This window comes from Nonomuraea salmonea, assembly GCF_042428605.1.
Lineage (GTDB): Bacteria > Actinomycetota > Actinomycetes > Streptosporangiales > Streptosporangiaceae > Nonomuraea > Nonomuraea salmonea.
Map to the genome: position 1 here is coordinate 1,085,839 of NZ_JBHMCF010000011.1, position 17,645 is coordinate 1,103,483.

Sequence of the window (17,645 nt, forward strand, 5' to 3'; positions counted from 1 at the left end):
ACTAAGGATCAAGGGGGGTGCTTACTCGTTCCTGTCGGTCCGTCCTTCTATGGTCTTGGTTCGTGGACCCGGTTCAAGGCACTCTCGACGAGCTCGGCACGCCGCTGAGCGATGTCACGTTCGTCGTGTTCGACCTCGAGACGACCGGCGGCGCGCCCGCCGAGGACGCGATCACCGAGATCGGCGCGGTCAAGGTGCGGGCCGGTGAGGTGCTCGGCGAGTTCTCCACCTTGGTCGATCCCGGGGGGCCGATCCCGCCGTTCATCTCCGTGCTGACGGGCATCACCGACGCCATGGTCATGGCCGCGCCCACGATCGAGTCGGTGCTGCCGAGCTTCCTCGAGTTCATCCGCGGCGCCACCCTGGTGGCGCACAACGCCGGGTTCGACACCCGCTTCATCAAGGCGGCCTGCGCCGCGCTCGGCTATCCGCCGCCCGCCAACCCGGTGGTCGACACCGTCGATCTGGCCAGGCGGGTGCTGACCCGCGACGAGACGCCCAACGCCAAGCTGGCCACACTGGCCAGGTTCTTCCGCAGCCCCGTCGAGCCGTGCCACCGCGCGCTGCAGGACGCCAGGGCCACCGTCGACGTGCTCCACGGGCTGATCGAGCGGGCCGGGTCCTTCCAGGTCCACACGCTGGAAGAGCTCAAGTCGTTCGTCCGCGCCCCCACGCCAGAGCAGCAGCGCAAGCGCCATCTCGCCGACTCCGTGCCCCACGCGCCCGGCGTCTACCTGTTCGAGGACGAGCGCGGCGAGGTCCTCTACATCGGCAAGAGCACCAACCTGCGCAACCGCGTACGCTCCTACTTCACCGCGGGCGAGACCCGGCCGCGCATCCGCGAGATGATCGGCATCGCCGAGCGGGTGCGCCACATCGTCTGCGCCACCGCGCTGGAGGCCGAGGTCAGGGAGCTGCGCCTGATCGGCGGCGCCAAGCCGCGCTACAACCGCCGCTCCCGCTTCCCCGAGAAGATGGTGTGGCTGAAGCTGACGCGCGAGGTGTTCCCCCGCCTGTCGATCGTGCGCGAGGTCAAAGACGACGACGCCACCTACCTCGGCCCCTTCACCAGCACCCGGCTGGCCGACGACGCCCGCATCGCGCTGCACGAGGCCGTCCCGCTGCGCCAGTGCACGCAGCCGGTGACGCTGCGCACCCGGCGCTCGGCGTGCGTGCTGCACGAGATGGGCCGCTGCGGGGCGCCGTGCGAGGGGCGCGAGAGCCCGGAGGAATACGCCGTCCACGTCGAGACCGCGCGCCGCGCCATGACGCTCGACGCCGGCACCGTCTTCAGCGCCGTGGCCGCCCGCATGGAGCGGCTGTCGGTCGAGCAGCGCTACGAGGAGGCCTCGGTCGACCGCGACCGGCTGGCCTCCTTCGTCCGTACGGCGGCCCGCATGCAGCGGCTGAGCGCCATCACCCGCATCCCCGAGCTGGTGGCCGCCAGCCCCGCCTTCGGGGGCGGCTGGGACATCCACGTCGTCCGCTACGGCCGCCTGGCCGCCGCCGGGGTCATGCCCAAGGGCGCCCACCCGACCCCTTTCGTGGCCTCGCTCAAGGCCGCCGCCGAGGCGGTGCTGCCCGGTCCCGGGCCGGTCCCCGCGGCCAGCGCCGAGGAGACCGAGTGCATCCTGCGCTGGCTGGAGTCACCTGGGGTGCGGCTGGTGGAGGTCGACGGCGAGTGGAGCCTGCCGGCGCGGGGTGCGGCCCGGCACAAGGCGCGCATCGAGCTGGCGTACCGGCATCTCGATCAGCGGCGTCCTCGGGAGGGGCGACCTTTGAGGTGAAACGATAGAGTTGATGCATGGTCACGGCTATCGTCCACATCAATGCAGAGGTAGACCGGATCCCGGAGGTCGCCCAGACGATCGCCGAGATTCAAGGAGTCAGCGAGGTCTACTCCATCACCGGCGAATACGACCTGCTGGCCATGGTCAGGGTCGCCGCCTACGAGGAGATCGCCGAGGTCGTCCCGGGGCGGATCAACAAGGTGGCGGGCGTGCTCCACACGGAGACCCACATCGCCTTCCGCGCCTACTCCCGCCACGACCTCGACGCCGCCTTCTCCATCGGCTTCCCCGAAGCCGACTGACTTCCCCGGCCCCCGCCCAAGGCTCAGCACCCCGGCGCGCCCAGGCGAACGCGGTTTCAGGATCCGCGCCCAGGCCCCGCGCCCCAGCCGCACGCCTCAGGGACGCCGTCCCCGGGCCGCCGGCCACCTTCCGTGGCTCCCTGAGCCTTTCGCCGGGCATCCTGCGCCCTCGCCGCTCAGACACCTGACGCCGCCGGACCGCCTCACGCTGCCCCGACGAGGCCCCGCGCTCAGGATCGTGGATGTCCGGGGACGCCGAAGGGCCCGGTCGAGCTGGTGCTCGGCCGGGCCCTTCGGTTGTGTGGCGTCAGGGATCAGCGGGTGATGCTGTGCTGCTCGTCGCTCGCACCGGCGCCGACGGCGGCGTGTTCTTCCTCGTGCTCGCCGTGCTCGTCGTGCTCGCCGTGGCCGTGGTGCCCGTGCGGGTCCTCCAGCGGGATCTTCTCTCCGCCGTAGGCACGCGACATCCGGCCGCGGAGCTTGCCGAGCGGCCCGCGCATCCCCTTCGGCGGGATGCCCGAGGTGTCCTCGTCCACTGGAAGCATCGGCACGGTCGCCTTGCCGCGCATGTGCGCTTCCATGTCCTCGGACGGCGGCGTGTGGATCTCGATGAACTCACCGTGCGGCAGCCGCTTGATCACGCCGGACTCCACACCGTGCGAGATGATCGCCTGGTCAGCGCGCTGCAGGCCGAGGCACATGCGGTACGTGATCAGGTAGGCGAGCGCCGGGGCGACGAAGATCAGCACTCGACCGGCGTAGGTCGTCACGTTGAGGCTGATGTGGAAGTTCGCCGCGATCTCGTCGTTGGCGCCGAGCAGCCACAGCACCCCGTAGAAGGTGATCGCCGAGATGCCGATCGAGGTGCGGTGGGGGTTGTTGCGCGGACGGTCGACGACGTGGTGCTCACGGTTGTCGCCGGTGACCCAGCGTTCGAGGAACGGGTAGAGCGCCAGGCCGGTCATGATGATGCCCATCGGCACCAGCGCCGGGATGATGACGCTCAGCGGCAGCGTGCCGGCGTGCGAGGTGCCGAAGAGGTTGATCTCCCACGGCGGCATGATGCGCAGCGCGCCTTCGAGGAAGCCCATGTAGAAGTCGGGCTGCGAACCCGCCGAGACGTCGGCCGGCGTGTAGGGACCGAACAGCCAGATCGGGTTGATCTGGGTGAAGGTCGCCAGACCGGTGATGACGCCCAGCGTGAACAGGAAGTACGCGCCCGCCTTCGCCATGAAGGCCGGGTAGAACGGCGCGCCGACGACGTTCTTGTTCGTCCGGCCCTTGCCCGGCATCTGGGTGTGCTTCTGCACCCACATGAGGACCATGTGGGCGGAGACCAGCGCCAGGATGATGCCCGGGATGAGCAGGATGTGCAGCGAGTAGAACCGGGAGATGACATCCTCACCCGGATATTCGCCGCCGAACAGGAAGAACGTGATGTACGTGCCGACCAGCGGCAGCGAGATCGCCACGCCCTCGGTGATCCGCAGACCGGCGCCGGAGAGCAGGTCGTCGGGGAGGGAGTAGCCGGTCAGACCCTCGGCCAGCGCCAGCGTCAGCAGCAGCACGCCGATGATCCAGTTGATCTCGCGCGGCTTGCGGTAGGCGCCGGTGAAGAACACGCGCAGCGCGTGGACCATCATGCCGGCCACGAAGAGCAGGGCCGCCCAGTGGTGCATCTGCCGCATGAGCAGACCACCGCGGACGTCGAAGCTGATCTCCAGCGACGACGCGTAGGCCTCGGACATCATGACGCCCTTGAGCGGCGCGTACGAGCCGTCATAGGCGATCTCCATCATGCTGGGCTTGAACCAGAGCGTCAGGAACGTCCCGGTCAGCAGCAGCACGACGAAGGAGTAGAGCGCGATCTCACCCAGGAGGAACGACCAGTGGTCCGGGAAGATCTTGCGCATGTTGCGCTTGAGGAAGCTGGCACCGCCAAGGCGCTCGTCGAGCCAGTTCGACGGGCCGGCGATGGCCTTGGGCGGGGCCTTCAGCTCGGTGCTCATGCCTGGCCTCCCTTCGACCTGGCCTCGGCCTCCGCGTCACCGCGTTCCCAGTAGCTGGGCCCGGGGGGCACCGGGAAATCGCCCTTGGCGATGAGGTAGCCCTCGGCGTCGACGGTGATGGGCAGCTGCGGCAGCGGCCGGGCAGCCGGGCCGAAGATGACCTTCGCGCCGTCGGCGGCGTCGAACGTCGACTGGTGGCACGGGCAGAGGATGTGGTGGGTGTTCTGCTCGTACAGGGCCGCGGGGCAGCCCACGTGGGTGCAGATCTTGGAGTACGCGACGATGCCGTCGTGCGTCCAGTTTCTGTTGGTGCCGCCCTTGATCTCCTCAGGGCGGAACTTGATCAGGATCAGCGTGGCCTTGGCCAGGGCGTTGAGGTCGTGCTCGTAACCCTCGGGCACGACCGACAGGATGCCGCCGGGCGAGTTGAAGTCGGCCGCCCTGATGGGCTGGCCGGTGCCCTCGACGACGAGCCTGAGCGGCTTGCCCTCCTTGGTGGTCCCGCCCCAGACCGTGTGCCGCAGCGTCTTGTTGAACTTGGCGCCCGGCATCTTGCTGTTGTCGAGGTCGCGCAGCAGGACCAGGGGGACCAGGCCCAGCGGCGCGGCGGCCAGCAGCAGGGTGCGGCGCAGCAGCTTGCGCTTGACGAAGCCGCTCTCGTTGGCGCCCTGCACGAAGGTGTCGCTCACGACCTCGCGGTCGTCCTCCTCGGAGGCCATCGTGTGGCGCTCCTGGACCAGCGAGTATTTCGGCATGATCTGGCGGACCCAGATCACGATGCCGACCGCCAGGCCGAGGATCGCGACGGTGAGCGAGGTGCCCAGCGCGAAGGTGGAGGTGCCCGTGGCCTCGGGACTGCCGACCTGGAACACCACGTAGGAGATGATGAACGCGATGGCGGCCAGGAAGGTGATCGTGAAGCAGAGCGCCACGATCTTCTCGGCCTTGCGGGCCTTGGCCTCGTCCTGCAGCGTCACGCCGGGGACGTCGCGCTCGACCTCTTCGGTCTCCGCCGTGCCGAGCATCGAGGTGCCCGGTGCGGGGGTGCCGATGACGCGCTTGGGGACGCGCTCGTCCGGCTGCTCGATCTCGTGCTCGTTGTCTGTCATGGCTTCTGTCGCTTCTTCGCGGTGATCCAGATGGCGGCGAGTGCGAGGGCGCTCAGGCCCACGATCCACGCCACGAGACCTTCGGTGACCGGGCCGATGCGGCCGAGGCCGAAGCCGCCCGGGTCCCGCTGCTCGCGGACCTGGGTGATGTACGCGATCATGCTCCGCTTCTCCTCGGGCGTGATCGTCGTGTCGTTGAAGACCGGCATCGCCTGCGGGCCGGTGACCATCGCCTCGTAGATCTGCGTGGGCGTCGCCTCGTTCAGGTTGGGCGCGTACTTGCCCTGCGTCAGCGCGCCGCCCGCGCCTGCCCAGTTGTGGCACTGGATGCAGTTGGCGCGGAACAGCTCGCCACCCTTGCCGGCGTCACCGAGTTTGGGGTCGACCTGCTCGTGCCCCGGCACCTGCGGGCCGCCGCCGAGCGACTGCACGTAGGCGGCGATCTGGCGGGTCGTGGTCTCGTTGACCCAGGGCGCGAGCGGCTTGCGCGGCGCCTGCGGGCCAGGAGCGCCCGCCGGCATGCGCCCGGTGCTCATCTGGAAGTCGACGGCCGCGGCGCCGACGCCGATGAGCGTGGGCGCCGTGCCGGTGCCCTGCGCGTTCATGCCGTGGCAGCTGGAGCAGTGCTGGACGAACAGGCTCTTGCCCTCGGCCACGTCATCGACCTTGCCTGCCGCCAATGCCGCGTCGGCAGGCTTACCCGCCTGGACAAAGGCGGCGTATACCATCCCGACCAGCGCCAACGCCAAAATCAGGACGGCGTATCTCGCGAGGGGATGCCGCCGCCAAGCGGTGATCCTAGTCACAGAGATCCCGTTCCTTAACGAATGATGTAGATGGTCGCGAAAAGACCGATCCAGACGACGTCTACGAAGTGCCAGTAGTAGGACACGACGATCGCGCTGGTGGCCTGCTCATGCGTGAAGCGCTTCGCGGCGTACGTGCGTCCCAGCATGAACAGGAACGCGATCAGGCCACCGGTCACGTGCAGGCCGTGGAAGCCCGTCGTCAGGTAGAACACCGAAGTGTAAGCGTTAGCGGACAGGGTCGCGCCCTCTGACGCCAGCTCAATGTACTCGTACAGCTGCCCGGCCACGAAGATCGCGCCCATGAGGAAGCTGACGATGTACCAGAAGCGGAGCTTTCCGACCTGCCCCTTCTCTGCGGCCCACACGCCCAGCTGGCACGTCACACTCGACAGAACCAGGATGATCGTGTTGACCGTCGCGAACGGGATGTTCAGGTGAGCGGCCTCTGCTGCGTGCGCGCCAGCAGGAAGCAGCGCCGGGCCCCACTCGAGGCCCTTGCCGACGCTCACCGACCGGATGGTGAAGTACATCGCGAACAGCGCCGCGAAGAACATGAGCTCAGAGGACAGCCACACGATCGTGCCCACGCTGACCAAGTTGGGTCTGCGGTACGACTGTGCTGTCGTCGTCGAAGTTATTGCGGATGCTGTCGCCACGGGCAGCATTATTGCGGCTCCGGTGGTCGGTCCGGCGCACGACCCCCCGTTAGCAGGTACGAACCACCGACCAACCTGGGATAATTGCCATAAAACGCCCACCAGGCATGGTGGCCTGGGTACGCATGCCCACGCACCGGTACGATCCCAGGTGACCATACCTCTTCGACTGATAGTGAGCGCGACCGATGTCCAGTGGGAGCACCGACGAGAAGATGAAAGTCCTCGTCTACAGCGACGACGCCGCCACCAGGGCCGAGGTGATCCAGGCCATCGGCAGGCGCCCCGCGGCCGACCTACCCCTCGTGGAGATCGTGGAGTGCGCCACCGAGCCCAAGGTGCACCAGTGGCTCGGCTCCGGTGAGATCGACGTCGCCGTCCTCGACGGCGAGACCCAGCCGGCCGGCGGCATGGGCGTCTCGCGCCAGGCCAAGGACGAGGTCTACGACTGCCCGCCCATCTGCCTGATCATCGCCAGGCGCGACGACAGGTGGCTGGCCGACTGGTCGAAGGCCGACGCCGTGGTGGCCCAGCCTCTCGAGCCCCTGGTGCTCGCCGACACCGTGGCCGACCTCATGCGCCGCCGCTCCGCCACCCGTCTCAACGCTAAGTAGGTGCCCATGGACTCCCGGACGACCTGGCCCACCCTGCTCAACGCCCTCCTGTCAGGAGAGCACCTCACCTCTGACGAGTCGGCCTGGGCGATGCGGGAGATCATGTCCGGCGCCGCGACGCCGTCCCAGATCGCCGGTTTCGTGATCGCGCTGCGCGCCAAGGGCGAGACCGTGGCCGAGGTCGTGGGCCTGGCCCGCACGATGCTCGACCTCGCCACTCCGCTCCGCGTCGAGGGCCCGGTGGTCGACATCGTGGGCACCGGCGGCGACCGCGCCCACACCGTCAACGTCTCGACGATGGCCGCCATCGTGGCCGCCGCCGCGGGCGCCAGGGTGGTCAAGCACGGCAACCGCGCCGCGTCGTCCTCGTGCGGCGCCGCCGACGTCCTGGAGCACCTCGGCATCAGGCTCGACCTCAGGCCCGAGCAGACGGCGCGGGTGGCGAGCGAGGCGGGCATCGCGTTCTGCTTCGCGCCCGTCTACCACCCCGCGCTGCGCTTCGCCGGGCCGACGCGCAAGGAGATCGGCGTTCCGACGATCTTCAACTTCCTCGGTCCGCTGACCAACCCGGCCCGCCCCTCGGCGCAGGCCATCGGCGTCTACGACGCCGGCATGCTGCCGGTGCTGGCCGGTGTGTTCGCCGAGCGGGGCGTGTCCGCCCTGGTCTTCCGCGGCGACGACGGCCTCGACGAGCTGACCATCGCGGCCACCTCCACCGTCTGGGTGGTCAAGGACGGCACGGCCACGCAGACCACGTTCGACCCTGCGGTGCTCGGCATCCCGCGCGCCGACGTGGGCGCGCTGCGCGGCGGCGACGTCGGCTTCAACGCCCAGGCCGTGCACGACCTCGTACAGGGCAAGACCGGGCCGGTGCGCGACGCGGTGCTGCTCAACGCGGCGGCCGCGCTGGTGGCGCTCGACGGGCCGGGCGACGACCTCGACTCCGCCATGATCGACGGCTACGCCCGCGCGGTCCAGGCGATCGACTCCGGCGCCGCCGCGGCCACCCTCGACCGCTGGATCGAGGTCAGCAGCGCCTTCCCGCGCTCCTGAGCAGCCCCTGAGCACGAGTAACGGCGCCGCCCTCACTCGGAGTGGCGGCGCCGTTCCCGTGCTCTGAGCGGCGCTCTCAGGGCAGCGTGACGGTGGGGCCCGCCTTGAGCGAGCTCCACTTGAGCCACTGCTTCCAGTCCTCCTGCCAGTGCCCCCAGCCGTTCGTGGGCTCCAGCTTGCGGGGCGAGCCGGTGATGATGATCGGGTCGCCGATCAGCGTGTTCTTCAGGAACCAGATCGCGTTGGCCGGGCTGACGTTCACGCAGCCGTGGCTGACGTTGGCGTGGCCCTGCGAGCCGACCGACCAGGGCGCGCTGTGCACGTACTCGCCGCTGTTGGAGATGCGGACGGTGTTGTAGACGGTCAGCCGGTAGTAGCCGGGCGAGCCGGGCCCGATGCCGGGCGAGGTCATGATCGTGACGGGCTCACGCGACATGGCCAGGTGGATGCCGGAGGTCGTGTGGTACTTCCACTGGCCGCCCTGGCCGGCGCTCATGGGCATCGTCCTGACCTTCTTGCCGTCCCGCCTGACCACCAGCACGTGCTCGTTGACGCTGCCCTTGGTGATCTGCTGGCGGCCGATCCTGAAGTCGAGCCGTACGTCGCGCTTGCCGTACATGCCGGGCCCGCCGCGCACCCCCGCCAGCTTGGCCTCCACCCGCACCTTGGTCCTGGCCGGCCAGTACTTCTTCGGCCGGAAGTCCACGTGCTGGTCGTCGAACCAGTGCCAGGCCCCCTCCACCGGCTTGGAGCTGCGCACGGTGAGGTTGCGCTCGACGGCGACCCGGTCGGCGATGGGCTGGTCGAAGGCGATCATGACGGGCATGCCGACCCCGACGGTCAGTCCTGTGTCGTCCTTGTTCGGGGTGATCCGCTCGATGTCGAACGTCTTGGTGCCCTTGGCCGTGGAGAAGGCGCTGGTGGTCCTGCTCTCCTTGCCCGTGGCGTCCAGGGAGACCGCGGTCACCGTGTACGACGCGCTCGGCTTGGCGGTGCCGAGGCTGCGCCAGCGCGTACGGTCGGCGCTCAGCACGCCCTTGAGCGGCCCCGCCTTGCCTCCGTCCACCTTGACGCTCTTCAGCGTGCCGCCGTTGGCGGCGACGACCACGGGCCGGTCGGTGGGGACGTTCGCGGCCTTGTCCGCCGGAGAGACCCCCACGGGGGCGCTCTGCGCGCCGCCCGCCATCGCGACGCCCTCCTTGGGGGCGCCGGCCGGCTCACTCGCCGAGCACCCGGCCGAGCACGCCGCCAGCAGGGCCATGGCCAGCAGGCCGCATCCATACGTACTGCGCCCCACGAGTACTCCCTCGCCCACTATCGAACCGCTTCTGCCTCCTTTATTACCCTGAGTGATCGAATCACCACATCCGTACACCGGTAAAGAACACCAAAAAACGGGCGTCCTCCCCCAAGGGAGGACGCCCGTTCCCAGACGTACGGCCTAGTGCGAGAAGTGGCCCCGGTAGTACTGGAACACGAACCCGATCATGGCCATGATGACCAGGAAGAGCCCGATCAGGAACATCCAGAAGCCGATCACGAACCCGGCGAAGGCGAACGCCGCCGCCAGGCACAGGAACAACGGCCACCAGCTGCTCGGGCTGAAGAAGCCGATTTCGCCGGCGCCCTCGCTGATGTCGGCCTGCTTGTCGTCCTCCGGCTGCGCGCCGATGCGGCGCGAGGTGAACATCAGGTAGTAGCCCACCATGAAGGCGAACCCGACCGAGATGGCCATCGCGGTGGTGCCGACCGGCTCACCCTGCCCGGTGGCCGCCTTGGTCCAGAACCAGTACGCGATGTCGACGCCGGCGAAGAAGATCCCGCACAGCAGGAACAGCCAACCCTGGACCTTCATCAGGCCTCAACCTCCCCGGCGGACTTGCTGGACGCGTGCGGGTAGTGCAGGTCGAACGCGGGACGCTCGGACCGGATGCGCGGCAGCGAGGTGAAGTTGTGCCGCGGCGGCGGGCAGGAGGTCGCCCATTCGAGCGAGCCGCCGTAGCCCCAGGGGTCGTCGACGGTGACCTTGGGCGCGCTGCGCCAGGTCTTCCAGACGTTGTAGAAGAACGGCAGCGTCGAGGCGCCGAGCACGAACGCGCCCACCGACGAGAGCATGTTGAGGTCGGTGAAGCCGTCGGCCGCGCTGTAGTCGGCGTAGCGGCGCGGGAAGCCGAGCATGCCGAGCCAGTGCTGGACGAGGAACGTCGCGTGGAAGCCGATGAACAGCAGCCAGAAGTGCAGCTTGCCGAGCTTGTCGTCGAGCATCTTGCCGGTGAACTTGGGCCACCAGAAGTAGAACCCGGCGAACATCGCGAACACGACGGTGCCGAAGACCACGTAGTGGAAGTGGGCGACGACGAAGTAGGTGTCGCTGATGTGGAAGTCGAGCGGCGGCGAGGCCAGGATGACGCCGGTCAGGCCGCCGAGCAGGAACGTGATGAGGAAGCCGACCGAGAACAGCATCGGCGACTCGAACGTCAGGTGCCCGCGCCACATCGTGCCGATCCAGTTGAAGAACTTCACACCGGTGGGCACCGCGATGAGGAACGTCATGAACGAGAAGAACGGCAGCAACACCTGCCCGGTCGGGAACATGTGGTGCGCCCAGACCGTGATGGACAGACCGGCGATCGAGATCGTCGCGGCCACGAGGCTGATGTAACCGAAGATCGGCTTGCGGCTGAAGACCGGCAGGACCTCCGTCACGATGCCGAAGAACGGCAGCGCGATGATGTAGACCTCGGGATGTCCGAAGAACCAGAACAGGTGCTGCCAGAGCAGCGCGCCGCCGTTCTCGGAGTCGAAGATGTGGGTGCCGAGCTTGCGGTCGGACTCCAGCGCCAGCAGCGCGGCGGCCAGCACCGGGAACGCCATCAGCACGAGCATGCTGGTGAGCAGGACGTTCCAGGTGAAGATCGGCATGCGGAACATGGTCATGCCGGGCGCGCGCATGCAGATGATCGTGGTGATGAAGTTGACCGCGCCGAGGATGGTGCCCAGACCCGACAGGGCCAGGCCCATGATCCACAGGTCACCGCCGATGCCCGGCGAGTTGATCGCGTTGGACAGCGGCGTGTAGGCGAACCAGCCGAACGAGGCGGCGCCGCCCGGGGTGAAGAAGCCGGAGACCGCGATGAGGCTGCCGAACAGGTAGAGCCAGTAGCTCACCATGTTGAGGCGCGGGAACGCCACGTCGGGGGCGCCGATCTGCAGCGGCATCAGCTCGTTGGCGAAGCCGGCGAACAGCGGCGTCGCGAACATCAGCAGCATGATCGTGCCGTGCATGGTGAACAGCTGGTTGAACTGCTCGTTGCTGGTGAACTGCAGGCCGGGCTGCGCCAGCTCGGCCCGCATGACCAGGGCCATCACGCCGCCGATGAGGAAGAAGGCGAACGACGTGATCAAGTACATGTGCCCGATGATCTTGTGATCGGTCGAGGACATCCACTTGGCGATGATCTGGCCCTTGGTGGTGGGCCGGACCCGCGGCGTCGTCGTCAGGGGTGGTTCTTGGATGGCGGTCACTGGGCACTCCCAGCCTGGTGGGTCGCGATGTACTGGTCGAACTCAGCCTGCGGCACGAGCTTCACCGAGAAGAGCATCCGGCTGTGGTCGACACCGCAGAGCTCGGCGCAGCGGCCGGCGAAGGTGCCGGTCCTGTCGAGCGTGGTGATCTCGAACTTGCGGCCGGGGTTGTCCTCGGGGATGCCGGGGATGACGTCACGCTTGAAGAGGAACTCCGGCACCCAGAACGAGTGGATGACGTCGTCGGTCGACAGGTCGAACTCGACCTTCGTCTTCGTCGGCAGGACCAGCTGGGGGCCCTGGTTGTAGTCGCTGACCGGCACGCCCGCGACCGGCTCGATCGTCTTGCCGTTGACGGTCGTGGTGAAGCGCCAGCTCCACTGGAACGCCTCGACCTTGACCTTGACCGGCGCGTCGCCGCTCACCTTGGTGAGCGTCTCGCTGTCGCGCGCGGTGAAGAAGAAGAACACCGAGACCATGACCAGCGGGATCACGGTGTAAAGGATCTCGATGGGCAGGTTGTAGCGCACCTGCGGCGGAAGCTCGGCCTTGGCCCTGCGCTTGCGGTGGAACATCGAGGCCCACAAGATCAGGACGATGACCACTGCGCCCGTGGCGAGTGCGGCGATCCAGGCCCCGTTCCACAGGCTCTGAACGACGCCGCCCTGCTCGGTGACGTGTTCGGGAAGAAGGCCGCGAGACCAGGAGGCCTCGGGGACGTCATTAGCACACGCCGTAGCAGTGGCCAGCAGCAACGCCAAAGCGGCGGCGCGCGGCACCCTGCGCCGGGCCAACGAACGCCGCGTCGTACGGCGAGTCGGACTCACGGATCGCCTACCCCACAGATGAAGCCCAAGAGTCTTTCCCTTGGGCGCTCGTATTTCCAGATGCACAGCTGATTGCAGACACATTAGCGTGCAGGTGCCTTGCCCCACCGCGCGACCCCTCCATGGCGCCGGAAGTGGGACGATGAGTCTCGTGGCGTATTTCGACGCGGCTTCAACCGAGCCGCTGCACCCCCAGGCGCGCGAGGCGCTGCTGGCGGCCGTCGACGCCGGCTGGGCCGACCCCGCGAGACTCTACGGCGCTGCCCGCCGCGCGCACCTGCTGCTGGAGCAGGCCCGCACAGAGGTGGCCGAGCTGCTCGGCGCGCGGCCCGACGAGGTGTCGTTCACCTCATCCGGCACGCAGGCCGTGCATCTCGGCGTCCTCGGCACCCTACACGGCAGGCGCAGGGCCGGGAGCCACATGGTCACGAGCGCGGTCGAGCATTCGAGCGTGCTGCACGCCGGCGAGGTGCACGAACGCGCGGGCGGCACGGTCGAGACGGTGGGCGTGAGCCTGACCGGCCGGGTCGACGCCGGCGCGTTCGCCGCGGCCGTGGCGCGTCCTGGCACGGCGCTGGCCTGCCTGCAGACGGCCAACCACGAGGTCGGCACGCTGCAGCCGGTCGCCGAGGCGGCCGAGGCGTGCCGCGAGCACGGCGTGCCGCTGCTGGTGGACGCGGCGCAGACGGCCGGCCGGCTGCCCGTCCCGCAGGGCTGGTCGGTGCTGACGGCCAGCGCCCACAAGTGGGGCGGCCCCGCCGGGGTGGGCGTGCTGGCGGTGCGCAAGGGCACCAGGTTCCGCTCCCACCTGCCCGACGACGAGCGCGAGCGGCGGCGGGTGCCGGGGTTCGAGAACGTGCCCGCGGCGGTCGCGGCGGCGGCGGCGCTGCGCGCCTCGCTCGACGAGGCGGAGCGTGAGCAGGCGCGGCTCTCCGCGCTGGTCGACCGGATCAGGGAGACCGTCCCGAAGATCGTGCCCGACGTCGAGGTCATCGGCGAGCCGGTCGAGCGGGCGCCGCACATCGTGACCTTCTCGTGCCTCTACGTCGACGGCGAGGCGCTGCTGACCGAGCTCGACAAGGCCGGATTCGCCGTATCGTCCGGGAGTTCGTGCACCGCTAGTACGCTTCGTCCATCGCACGTTCTTGAAGCGATGGGCGTGCTGACGCATGGGAATGTCCGGGTGTCGCTGCCCAGGGGCACATCAGCGGCCGAGGTCGACGAGTTCCTCGCCGTGCTGCCCGAGCTGGTGCGCCGCATCCGCCAGGACGCAGGAGTCGCATGACCGAGGTTACCCAGCCGGCTTTGACGATCGACGCGCTCGGGAAGAAGTGCCCGATCCCGATCATCATGCTCGCCGAGCAGATCAACTACGTCCCGCTCAACGCGGTGGTGGCGGTGCTGGCCGACGATCCCGCGGCGTACACGGACGTGCCGGCGTGGTGCAGGCTGAAGTCGCATCGCCACGTGGGCTCGTACGAGCTGCCGGACGGGGGCTGGGCGATCCACGTCCGGCGCAATTACTAGAGCATGCCCGATTTGTCCCGATATGTCGGGTAGGAGACTTCCGAAGGAAGCCGCCGACATCCAGGGGAAGCCATGAGCAGCGCACAGCCGCAAGAATGCGCACGCGACGTCATGAGCACGGGCGCCGAGTGCATCAGCGCGCAAGAGACCCTCGACCGCGCCGCGCAGATGATGCGCGAGCACGAGGTGGGGGCACTGCCCGTATGCGGGCCCGACGACCAGGTGACGGGCATCATCACCGACCGCGACATCGTGGTCAAATGCGTCGCGGCCGGCCACGACCCGGCCGAGACCACGGCGGGCGAGCTAGCCACCGGGCTGGTGTGGGTGCCGCCGGACGCCTCGGTGGAAGAGGCGCTCGCCCGCATGGAGGAGCACCAGATCAAGCGGCTGCCGGTGATGGACGGCGGCCGGCTGGTCGGCATGATCAGCGAGGCGGACCTGGCCGCGCACCTGAGCGACGACAAGCTCGCCGAGTTCGTCCACCGCGTCTACGCCCCGCGCTGACCGCGCGGAAAAGAGCCGGACCGCCGTCGAGCGGCCCGGCTCACGGCATGCGGGTCAGGGCCGGACCGCCGTCGAGCGTTCCTGCTCACCTGTGTCCGGGTCGGGGCCGGACCGCCACTGAGCGGCCCGGCTCACCTGCGTGCGGGTCAGGGGTGGTAGCAGCGCACGTGCTGGGCGATCTCGGCGGCCGCGTCGGCGCCGTACGCGGCCGCGAACCGCTCGAGGAAGACCTGCTGGCCCAGCTCGTACTCCTGACCGCCCACGCGCTCCAGCACGTGGGTGGCGGTGAGGTTGCCGATCTGCCCGCACCGCTCCAGCGACAGGTCCCAGGCCAGGCCGGCCAGGAAACCGGCGCGGAAGGCGTCGCCGACGCCCGTGGGGTCGGCCTTGCCGCGCTCGGGAGCGGGGGCGACCTGGATGGCCGGCTCGCCCTTGCGGTCGATGACGGCGCCCTTGGGGCCGAGCGTGGTGATGCGCACGCCCACGCGGTCGAGGACCTCGGCGTCGGACCAGCCGGTCTTCTGCTCGATGAGCCCCTTCTCGTAGTCGTTGGAGAACAGGTAGGCGGCGCCGTCGACGAGCTGGCGGATCTGCTCGTCCTCCATGCGGGCGAGCTGCTGGGAGATGTCGGCGGCGAACGGGATGCCGCGCTGGCGGCACTCCTCGGTGTGGCGCAGCATCGCGTCGGGATCGTTGGGGCTGATCAGCACCAGGTCGAGCCCGTCCACGCGGTCGGAGACCGGCTTGAGCTCGATCAGCCTGGCCTCGGCCATGGCCCCCGTGTAGAAGGAGGCGATCTGGTTGTGGTGCTCGTCGGTGGTGCACAGGAAGCGCGCGGTGTGCTGGGTCTCGGAGACGTGCACGGAGTCGCAGTCGACGCCGTGGCGCTCCAGCCAGGAGCGGTAGTCGGCGAAGTCGTTGCCCACGGCGCCCACGAGGATCGGCCGCAGGCCGAGACAGGCCATTCCGAAGGCGATGTTCGCCGCGCAACCGCCGCGACGGATCTGCAGGTCATCGACCAGGAAGGAGAGCGACACCCGGTCGAGCTGCTCGGCGATGAGCTGCTCGCCGAAACTGCCGGGGAAGGTCATCAGGTGGTCTGTCGCGATGGAGCCGGTTACGGCGATGCGCACGGGATTCTTCTTCCTCGTTGTCAGCAGGCCAAAGAGCCCCACGAGAATACGCGAAGGTCCCGCCCGCTCAAAGGCGGACGGGACCTGGCGGCCTTTATGGCGCGACCCGTTTAGTTGAACGAGTCACCGCAGGCGCACGAGCCCGTGGCGTTGGGGTTGTCGATGGTGAAGCCCTGCTTCTCGATGGTGTCGACGAAGTCGATGGAGGCGCCCATCAGGTAGGGGGCGCTCATCCGGTCGGTGACCACACTGACACCGCCGAAGTCGGACACGACGTCGCCGTCCATCGAACGGTCGTCGAAGAAGAGCTGGTAGCGCAGGCCGGAACAGCCTCCCGGCTGCACGGCGACCCGCAGCTGCAGACCCTCTTCGCCCTGCTGCTCGAGCAGGCTCTTGACCTTGGCGGCGGCCGCGTCAGTCAGGATCAGGCCCTGTGCCGTGGTCTCGCTGCTCTCAACCGTCATCTGCTGACTCCCTAACCCGGCTGTCTGTTTTCGACGTCCTACTGATGACGCTACCAACACCTGGGGGTGTCCACACATTCCCGGGTGTCGGACGCCCCGGAATAAACCGTTTCGGGGGTGTGTCATCATGAGTATCGTCAAACCGACGATAAGGGGGTAAGGCGATGGCCACCCAGACTGGACTGCCGCTCTTCGTCCTCGGCAGGGGCGCCGATCCGCACAGCGAGAAGGGGGTCGACTGTCCCGGCGAGCTGCCGCCCGCCTCCGACCCCGGGCTGGTGGAGCGCGCCCGCAAGGCCAAGGAGGCGCTCGGCGACCGCCTGTTCGTGCTCGGCCACCACTACCAGCGCGACGAGGTCATCCAGTTCGCCGACGTGACGGGTGACTCGTTCAAGCTGGCCCAGCAGGCGGCGGCGCGTCCCGAGGCGGAGTTCATCGTCTTCTGCGGCGTGCACTTCATGGCCGAGTCGGCCGACATCCTGACCGGCGACGCCCAGAAGGTGATCCTGCCGGACCTCGCGGCGGGCTGCTCCATGGCTGACATGGCGACCTACGACCAGGTCGAGGAGTGCTGGGAGGCGCTTGAGGACGCCGGGCTGGCGGAGTCGGTGGTGCCGGTCACGTACATGAACTCAAGCGCCGACATCAAGGCGTTCTGCGGGCGCAACGGCGGCGCGGTGTGCACCTCCTCCAACGCCAGGCGCGCCCTGGACTGGGCGTTCGAGCAGGGCGAGAAGGTGCTGTTCCTGCCCGACCAGCACCTGGGCCGCAACACGGCGGTGCTGGAGATGGGCATGACGCTCGAGGACTGCGTGGTGTGGAACCCGCACCGCCCCAACGGCGGCCTGACCCAGGAGGAGCTGGAGCGGGCGAAGATGATCCTGTGGCGCGGCCACTGCTCGGTGCACGGCCGCTTCACCGCCGAGTCCGTGGACGACGTACGCGCCCGCATCCCCGGCGTCAACGTGCTCGTGCACCCCGAGTGCCGCCACGAGGTCGTGCTCAAGGCCGACCACATCGGCTCCACCGAGCACATCATCAAGACGCTGCAGGCCGCGCCCTCCGGGTCGAGCTGGGCCGTCGGCACCGAGCTGAACCTGGTCAAGCGGCTCGCCCAGATGTTCCCCGACAAGAACATCTCGTTCCTCGACAGGACCGTCTGCTACTGCTCCACGATGAACCGCATCGACCTGCCGCACCTGGTGTGGGCGCTGGAGTCGCTGGTGCTCGGCGAGGTCGTCAACCAGATCACCGTGGACGACGACACCACCCACTGGGCCAAGGTCGCGCTCGACCGCATGCTGGCGCTGCCGTAACGCC

The 17,645-nt window shown here is 68.7% G+C and carries 18 protein-coding genes; 8 read left to right on the forward strand and 10 right to left on the reverse strand.

Annotation, left to right across the window (positions count from 1 at the left end):
• Positions 1–62 precede the first annotated feature (62 nt).
• Complete coding sequence (locus tag ACFFR3_RS15385; protein ID WP_364373975.1) at positions 63–1,787, forward strand: DEDD exonuclease domain-containing protein; 1,725 nt, start codon at positions 63–65, stop codon at positions 1,785–1,787.
• Positions 1,788–1,804: 17 nt separating this feature from the next.
• The gene (locus ACFFR3_RS15390) at positions 1,805–2,092 is read left to right on the forward strand and encodes an Lrp/AsnC family transcriptional regulator (RefSeq protein ID WP_345400981.1); all 288 of its coding nucleotides are present in this window, start codon (positions 1,805–1,807) and stop codon (positions 2,090–2,092) included.
• 314 nt (positions 2,093–2,406) lie between these two features.
• On the opposite strand, the gene qcrB is transcribed toward ACFFR3_RS15390, so the two are convergent.
• Genes qcrB through ctaE form a run of 4 tightly spaced genes read right to left on the reverse strand, consistent with a single transcriptional unit; the run spans position 2,407 to position 6,684 of the window.
• Positions 2,407–4,101 carry a cytochrome bc1 complex cytochrome b subunit gene (qcrB, locus tag ACFFR3_RS15395; RefSeq protein WP_345400978.1) on the reverse strand — a complete coding sequence of 565 codons (1,695 nt, stop codon included), beginning with the start codon at positions 4,099–4,101 and terminating at the stop codon, positions 2,407–2,409.
• Positions 4,098–5,210 (reverse strand): cytochrome bc1 complex Rieske iron-sulfur subunit, encoded by a 1,113-nt coding sequence (gene qcrA, locus ACFFR3_RS15400; RefSeq protein ID WP_364373979.1) that lies wholly within the window; start codon positions 5,208–5,210, stop codon positions 4,098–4,100. The genes qcrB and qcrA overlap by 4 nt, the downstream gene beginning before the upstream one ends.
• The gene (gene qcrC / locus ACFFR3_RS15405) at positions 5,207–6,016 is read right to left on the reverse strand and encodes a cytochrome bc1 complex diheme cytochrome c subunit (protein ID WP_364373982.1); all 810 of its coding nucleotides are present in this window, start codon (positions 6,014–6,016) and stop codon (positions 5,207–5,209) included. Before qcrC ends, qcrA begins: the two co-directional genes overlap by 4 nt.
• A 14-nt stretch (positions 6,017–6,030) precedes the next feature.
• Positions 6,031–6,684 carry an aa3-type cytochrome oxidase subunit III gene (gene ctaE / locus ACFFR3_RS15410; RefSeq protein WP_364373985.1) on the reverse strand — a complete coding sequence of 218 codons (654 nt, stop codon included), beginning with the start codon at positions 6,682–6,684 and terminating at the stop codon, positions 6,031–6,033.
• A gap of 179 nt (positions 6,685–6,863) precedes the next feature.
• Between ctaE and ACFFR3_RS15415 the strand changes: the two genes are divergently transcribed.
• Both ACFFR3_RS15415 and trpD read left to right on the forward strand, forming a co-directional pair.
• Entirely contained in the window at positions 6,864–7,289 is a 426-nt protein-coding gene (locus ACFFR3_RS15415) for a hypothetical protein (protein WP_345400966.1), read from the forward strand.
• A gap of 6 nt (positions 7,290–7,295) precedes the next feature.
• Positions 7,296–8,342 carry an anthranilate phosphoribosyltransferase gene (gene trpD, locus ACFFR3_RS15420; RefSeq protein WP_379483313.1) on the forward strand — a complete coding sequence of 349 codons (1,047 nt, stop codon included), beginning with the start codon at positions 7,296–7,298 and terminating at the stop codon, positions 8,340–8,342.
• Between the two features lie 76 nt (positions 8,343–8,418).
• Here the strand turns inward: trpD and ACFFR3_RS15425 are convergent, their stop codons facing one another.
• From ACFFR3_RS15425 to ctaC, 4 genes are all read right to left on the reverse strand, one after another.
• The gene (locus ACFFR3_RS15425) at positions 8,419–9,639 is read right to left on the reverse strand and encodes a L,D-transpeptidase (RefSeq protein ID WP_379483314.1); all 1,221 of its coding nucleotides are present in this window, start codon (positions 9,637–9,639) and stop codon (positions 8,419–8,421) included.
• Between the two features lie 144 nt (positions 9,640–9,783).
• Positions 9,784–10,197 (reverse strand): cytochrome c oxidase subunit 4, encoded by a 414-nt coding sequence (locus ACFFR3_RS15430; RefSeq protein ID WP_345400957.1) that lies wholly within the window; start codon positions 10,195–10,197, stop codon positions 9,784–9,786.
• On the reverse strand, positions 10,197–11,867 hold the full coding sequence (gene ctaD, locus ACFFR3_RS15435; RefSeq protein ID WP_379483315.1) for an aa3-type cytochrome oxidase subunit I: 1,671 nt from the start codon (positions 11,865–11,867) through the stop codon (positions 10,197–10,199). The genes ACFFR3_RS15430 and ctaD overlap by 1 nt, the downstream gene beginning before the upstream one ends.
• Positions 11,864–12,661 (reverse strand): aa3-type cytochrome oxidase subunit II, encoded by a 798-nt coding sequence (gene ctaC / locus ACFFR3_RS15440; RefSeq protein WP_364373994.1) that lies wholly within the window; start codon positions 12,659–12,661, stop codon positions 11,864–11,866. The genes ctaD and ctaC overlap by 4 nt, the downstream gene beginning before the upstream one ends.
• Positions 12,662–12,836: 175 nt before the next feature.
• Here ctaC and ACFFR3_RS15445 point away from each other — a divergent pair, with 175 nt between their 5' ends.
• The 3 genes from ACFFR3_RS15445 (at position 12,837) to ACFFR3_RS15455 (ending at position 14,728) form a co-directional block, all read left to right on the forward strand.
• Positions 12,837–13,979, forward strand: a complete 1,143-nt coding sequence (locus tag ACFFR3_RS15445) for a cysteine desulfurase family protein (protein ID WP_345400951.1) — start codon at positions 12,837–12,839, stop codon at positions 13,977–13,979.
• Complete coding sequence (locus ACFFR3_RS15450) at positions 13,976–14,221, forward strand: sulfurtransferase TusA family protein (protein WP_195899870.1); 246 nt, start codon at positions 13,976–13,978, stop codon at positions 14,219–14,221. Before ACFFR3_RS15445 ends, ACFFR3_RS15450 begins: the two co-directional genes overlap by 4 nt.
• A 72-nt stretch (positions 14,222–14,293) precedes the next feature.
• The gene (locus ACFFR3_RS15455) at positions 14,294–14,728 is read left to right on the forward strand and encodes a CBS domain-containing protein (protein WP_364374001.1); all 435 of its coding nucleotides are present in this window, start codon (positions 14,294–14,296) and stop codon (positions 14,726–14,728) included.
• Positions 14,729–14,874: 146 nt separating this feature from the next.
• On the opposite strand, the gene ACFFR3_RS15460 is transcribed toward ACFFR3_RS15455, so the two are convergent.
• On the reverse strand, positions 14,875–15,861 hold the full coding sequence (locus ACFFR3_RS15460) for a carbohydrate kinase family protein (RefSeq protein WP_364374004.1): 987 nt from the start codon (positions 15,859–15,861) through the stop codon (positions 14,875–14,877).
• 110 nt (positions 15,862–15,971) lie between these two features.
• Positions 15,972–16,325 (reverse strand): iron-sulfur cluster insertion protein ErpA, encoded by a 354-nt coding sequence (gene erpA, locus ACFFR3_RS15465; RefSeq protein ID WP_043638338.1) that lies wholly within the window; start codon positions 16,323–16,325, stop codon positions 15,972–15,974.
• Positions 16,326–16,489: 164 nt separating this feature from the next.
• Here erpA and nadA point away from each other — a divergent pair, with 164 nt between their 5' ends.
• Positions 16,490–17,641, forward strand: a complete 1,152-nt coding sequence (gene nadA, locus ACFFR3_RS15470; protein ID WP_345400946.1) for a quinolinate synthase NadA — start codon at positions 16,490–16,492, stop codon at positions 17,639–17,641.
• Positions 17,642–17,645: the final 4 nt, after the last annotated feature.

Bases quoted from the DNA above. Each gene is read 5' to 3' on its own strand.
- ACFFR3_RS15390 (WP_345400981.1), top strand. From the start codon at position 1,805: ATGGTCACGGCTATCGTCCACATCAATGCAGAGGTAGACCGGATCCCG.
- qcrB (WP_345400978.1), bottom strand. From the start codon at position 4,101: ATGAGCACCGAGCTGAAGGCCCCGCCCAAGGCCATCGCCGGCCCGTCG.
- qcrA (WP_364373979.1), bottom strand. From the start codon at position 5,210: ATGACAGACAACGAGCACGAGATCGAGCAGCCGGACGAGCGCGTCCCC.
- ctaE (WP_364373985.1), bottom strand. From the start codon at position 6,684: ATGCTGCCCGTGGCGACAGCATCCGCAATAACTTCGACGACGACAGCA.
- ACFFR3_RS15415 (WP_345400966.1), top strand. From the start codon at position 6,864: ATGTCCAGTGGGAGCACCGACGAGAAGATGAAAGTCCTCGTCTACAGC.
- trpD (WP_379483313.1), top strand. From the start codon at position 7,296: ATGGACTCCCGGACGACCTGGCCCACCCTGCTCAACGCCCTCCTGTCA.
- ACFFR3_RS15430 (WP_345400957.1), bottom strand. From the start codon at position 10,197: ATGAAGGTCCAGGGTTGGCTGTTCCTGCTGTGCGGGATCTTCTTCGCC.
- ACFFR3_RS15445 (WP_345400951.1), top strand. From the start codon at position 12,837: ATGAGTCTCGTGGCGTATTTCGACGCGGCTTCAACCGAGCCGCTGCAC.
- ACFFR3_RS15450 (WP_195899870.1), top strand. From the start codon at position 13,976: ATGACCGAGGTTACCCAGCCGGCTTTGACGATCGACGCGCTCGGGAAG.
- ACFFR3_RS15455 (WP_364374001.1), top strand. From the start codon at position 14,294: ATGAGCAGCGCACAGCCGCAAGAATGCGCACGCGACGTCATGAGCACG.
- erpA (WP_043638338.1), bottom strand. From the start codon at position 16,325: ATGACGGTTGAGAGCAGCGAGACCACGGCACAGGGCCTGATCCTGACT.
- nadA (WP_345400946.1), top strand. From the start codon at position 16,490: ATGGCCACCCAGACTGGACTGCCGCTCTTCGTCCTCGGCAGGGGCGCC.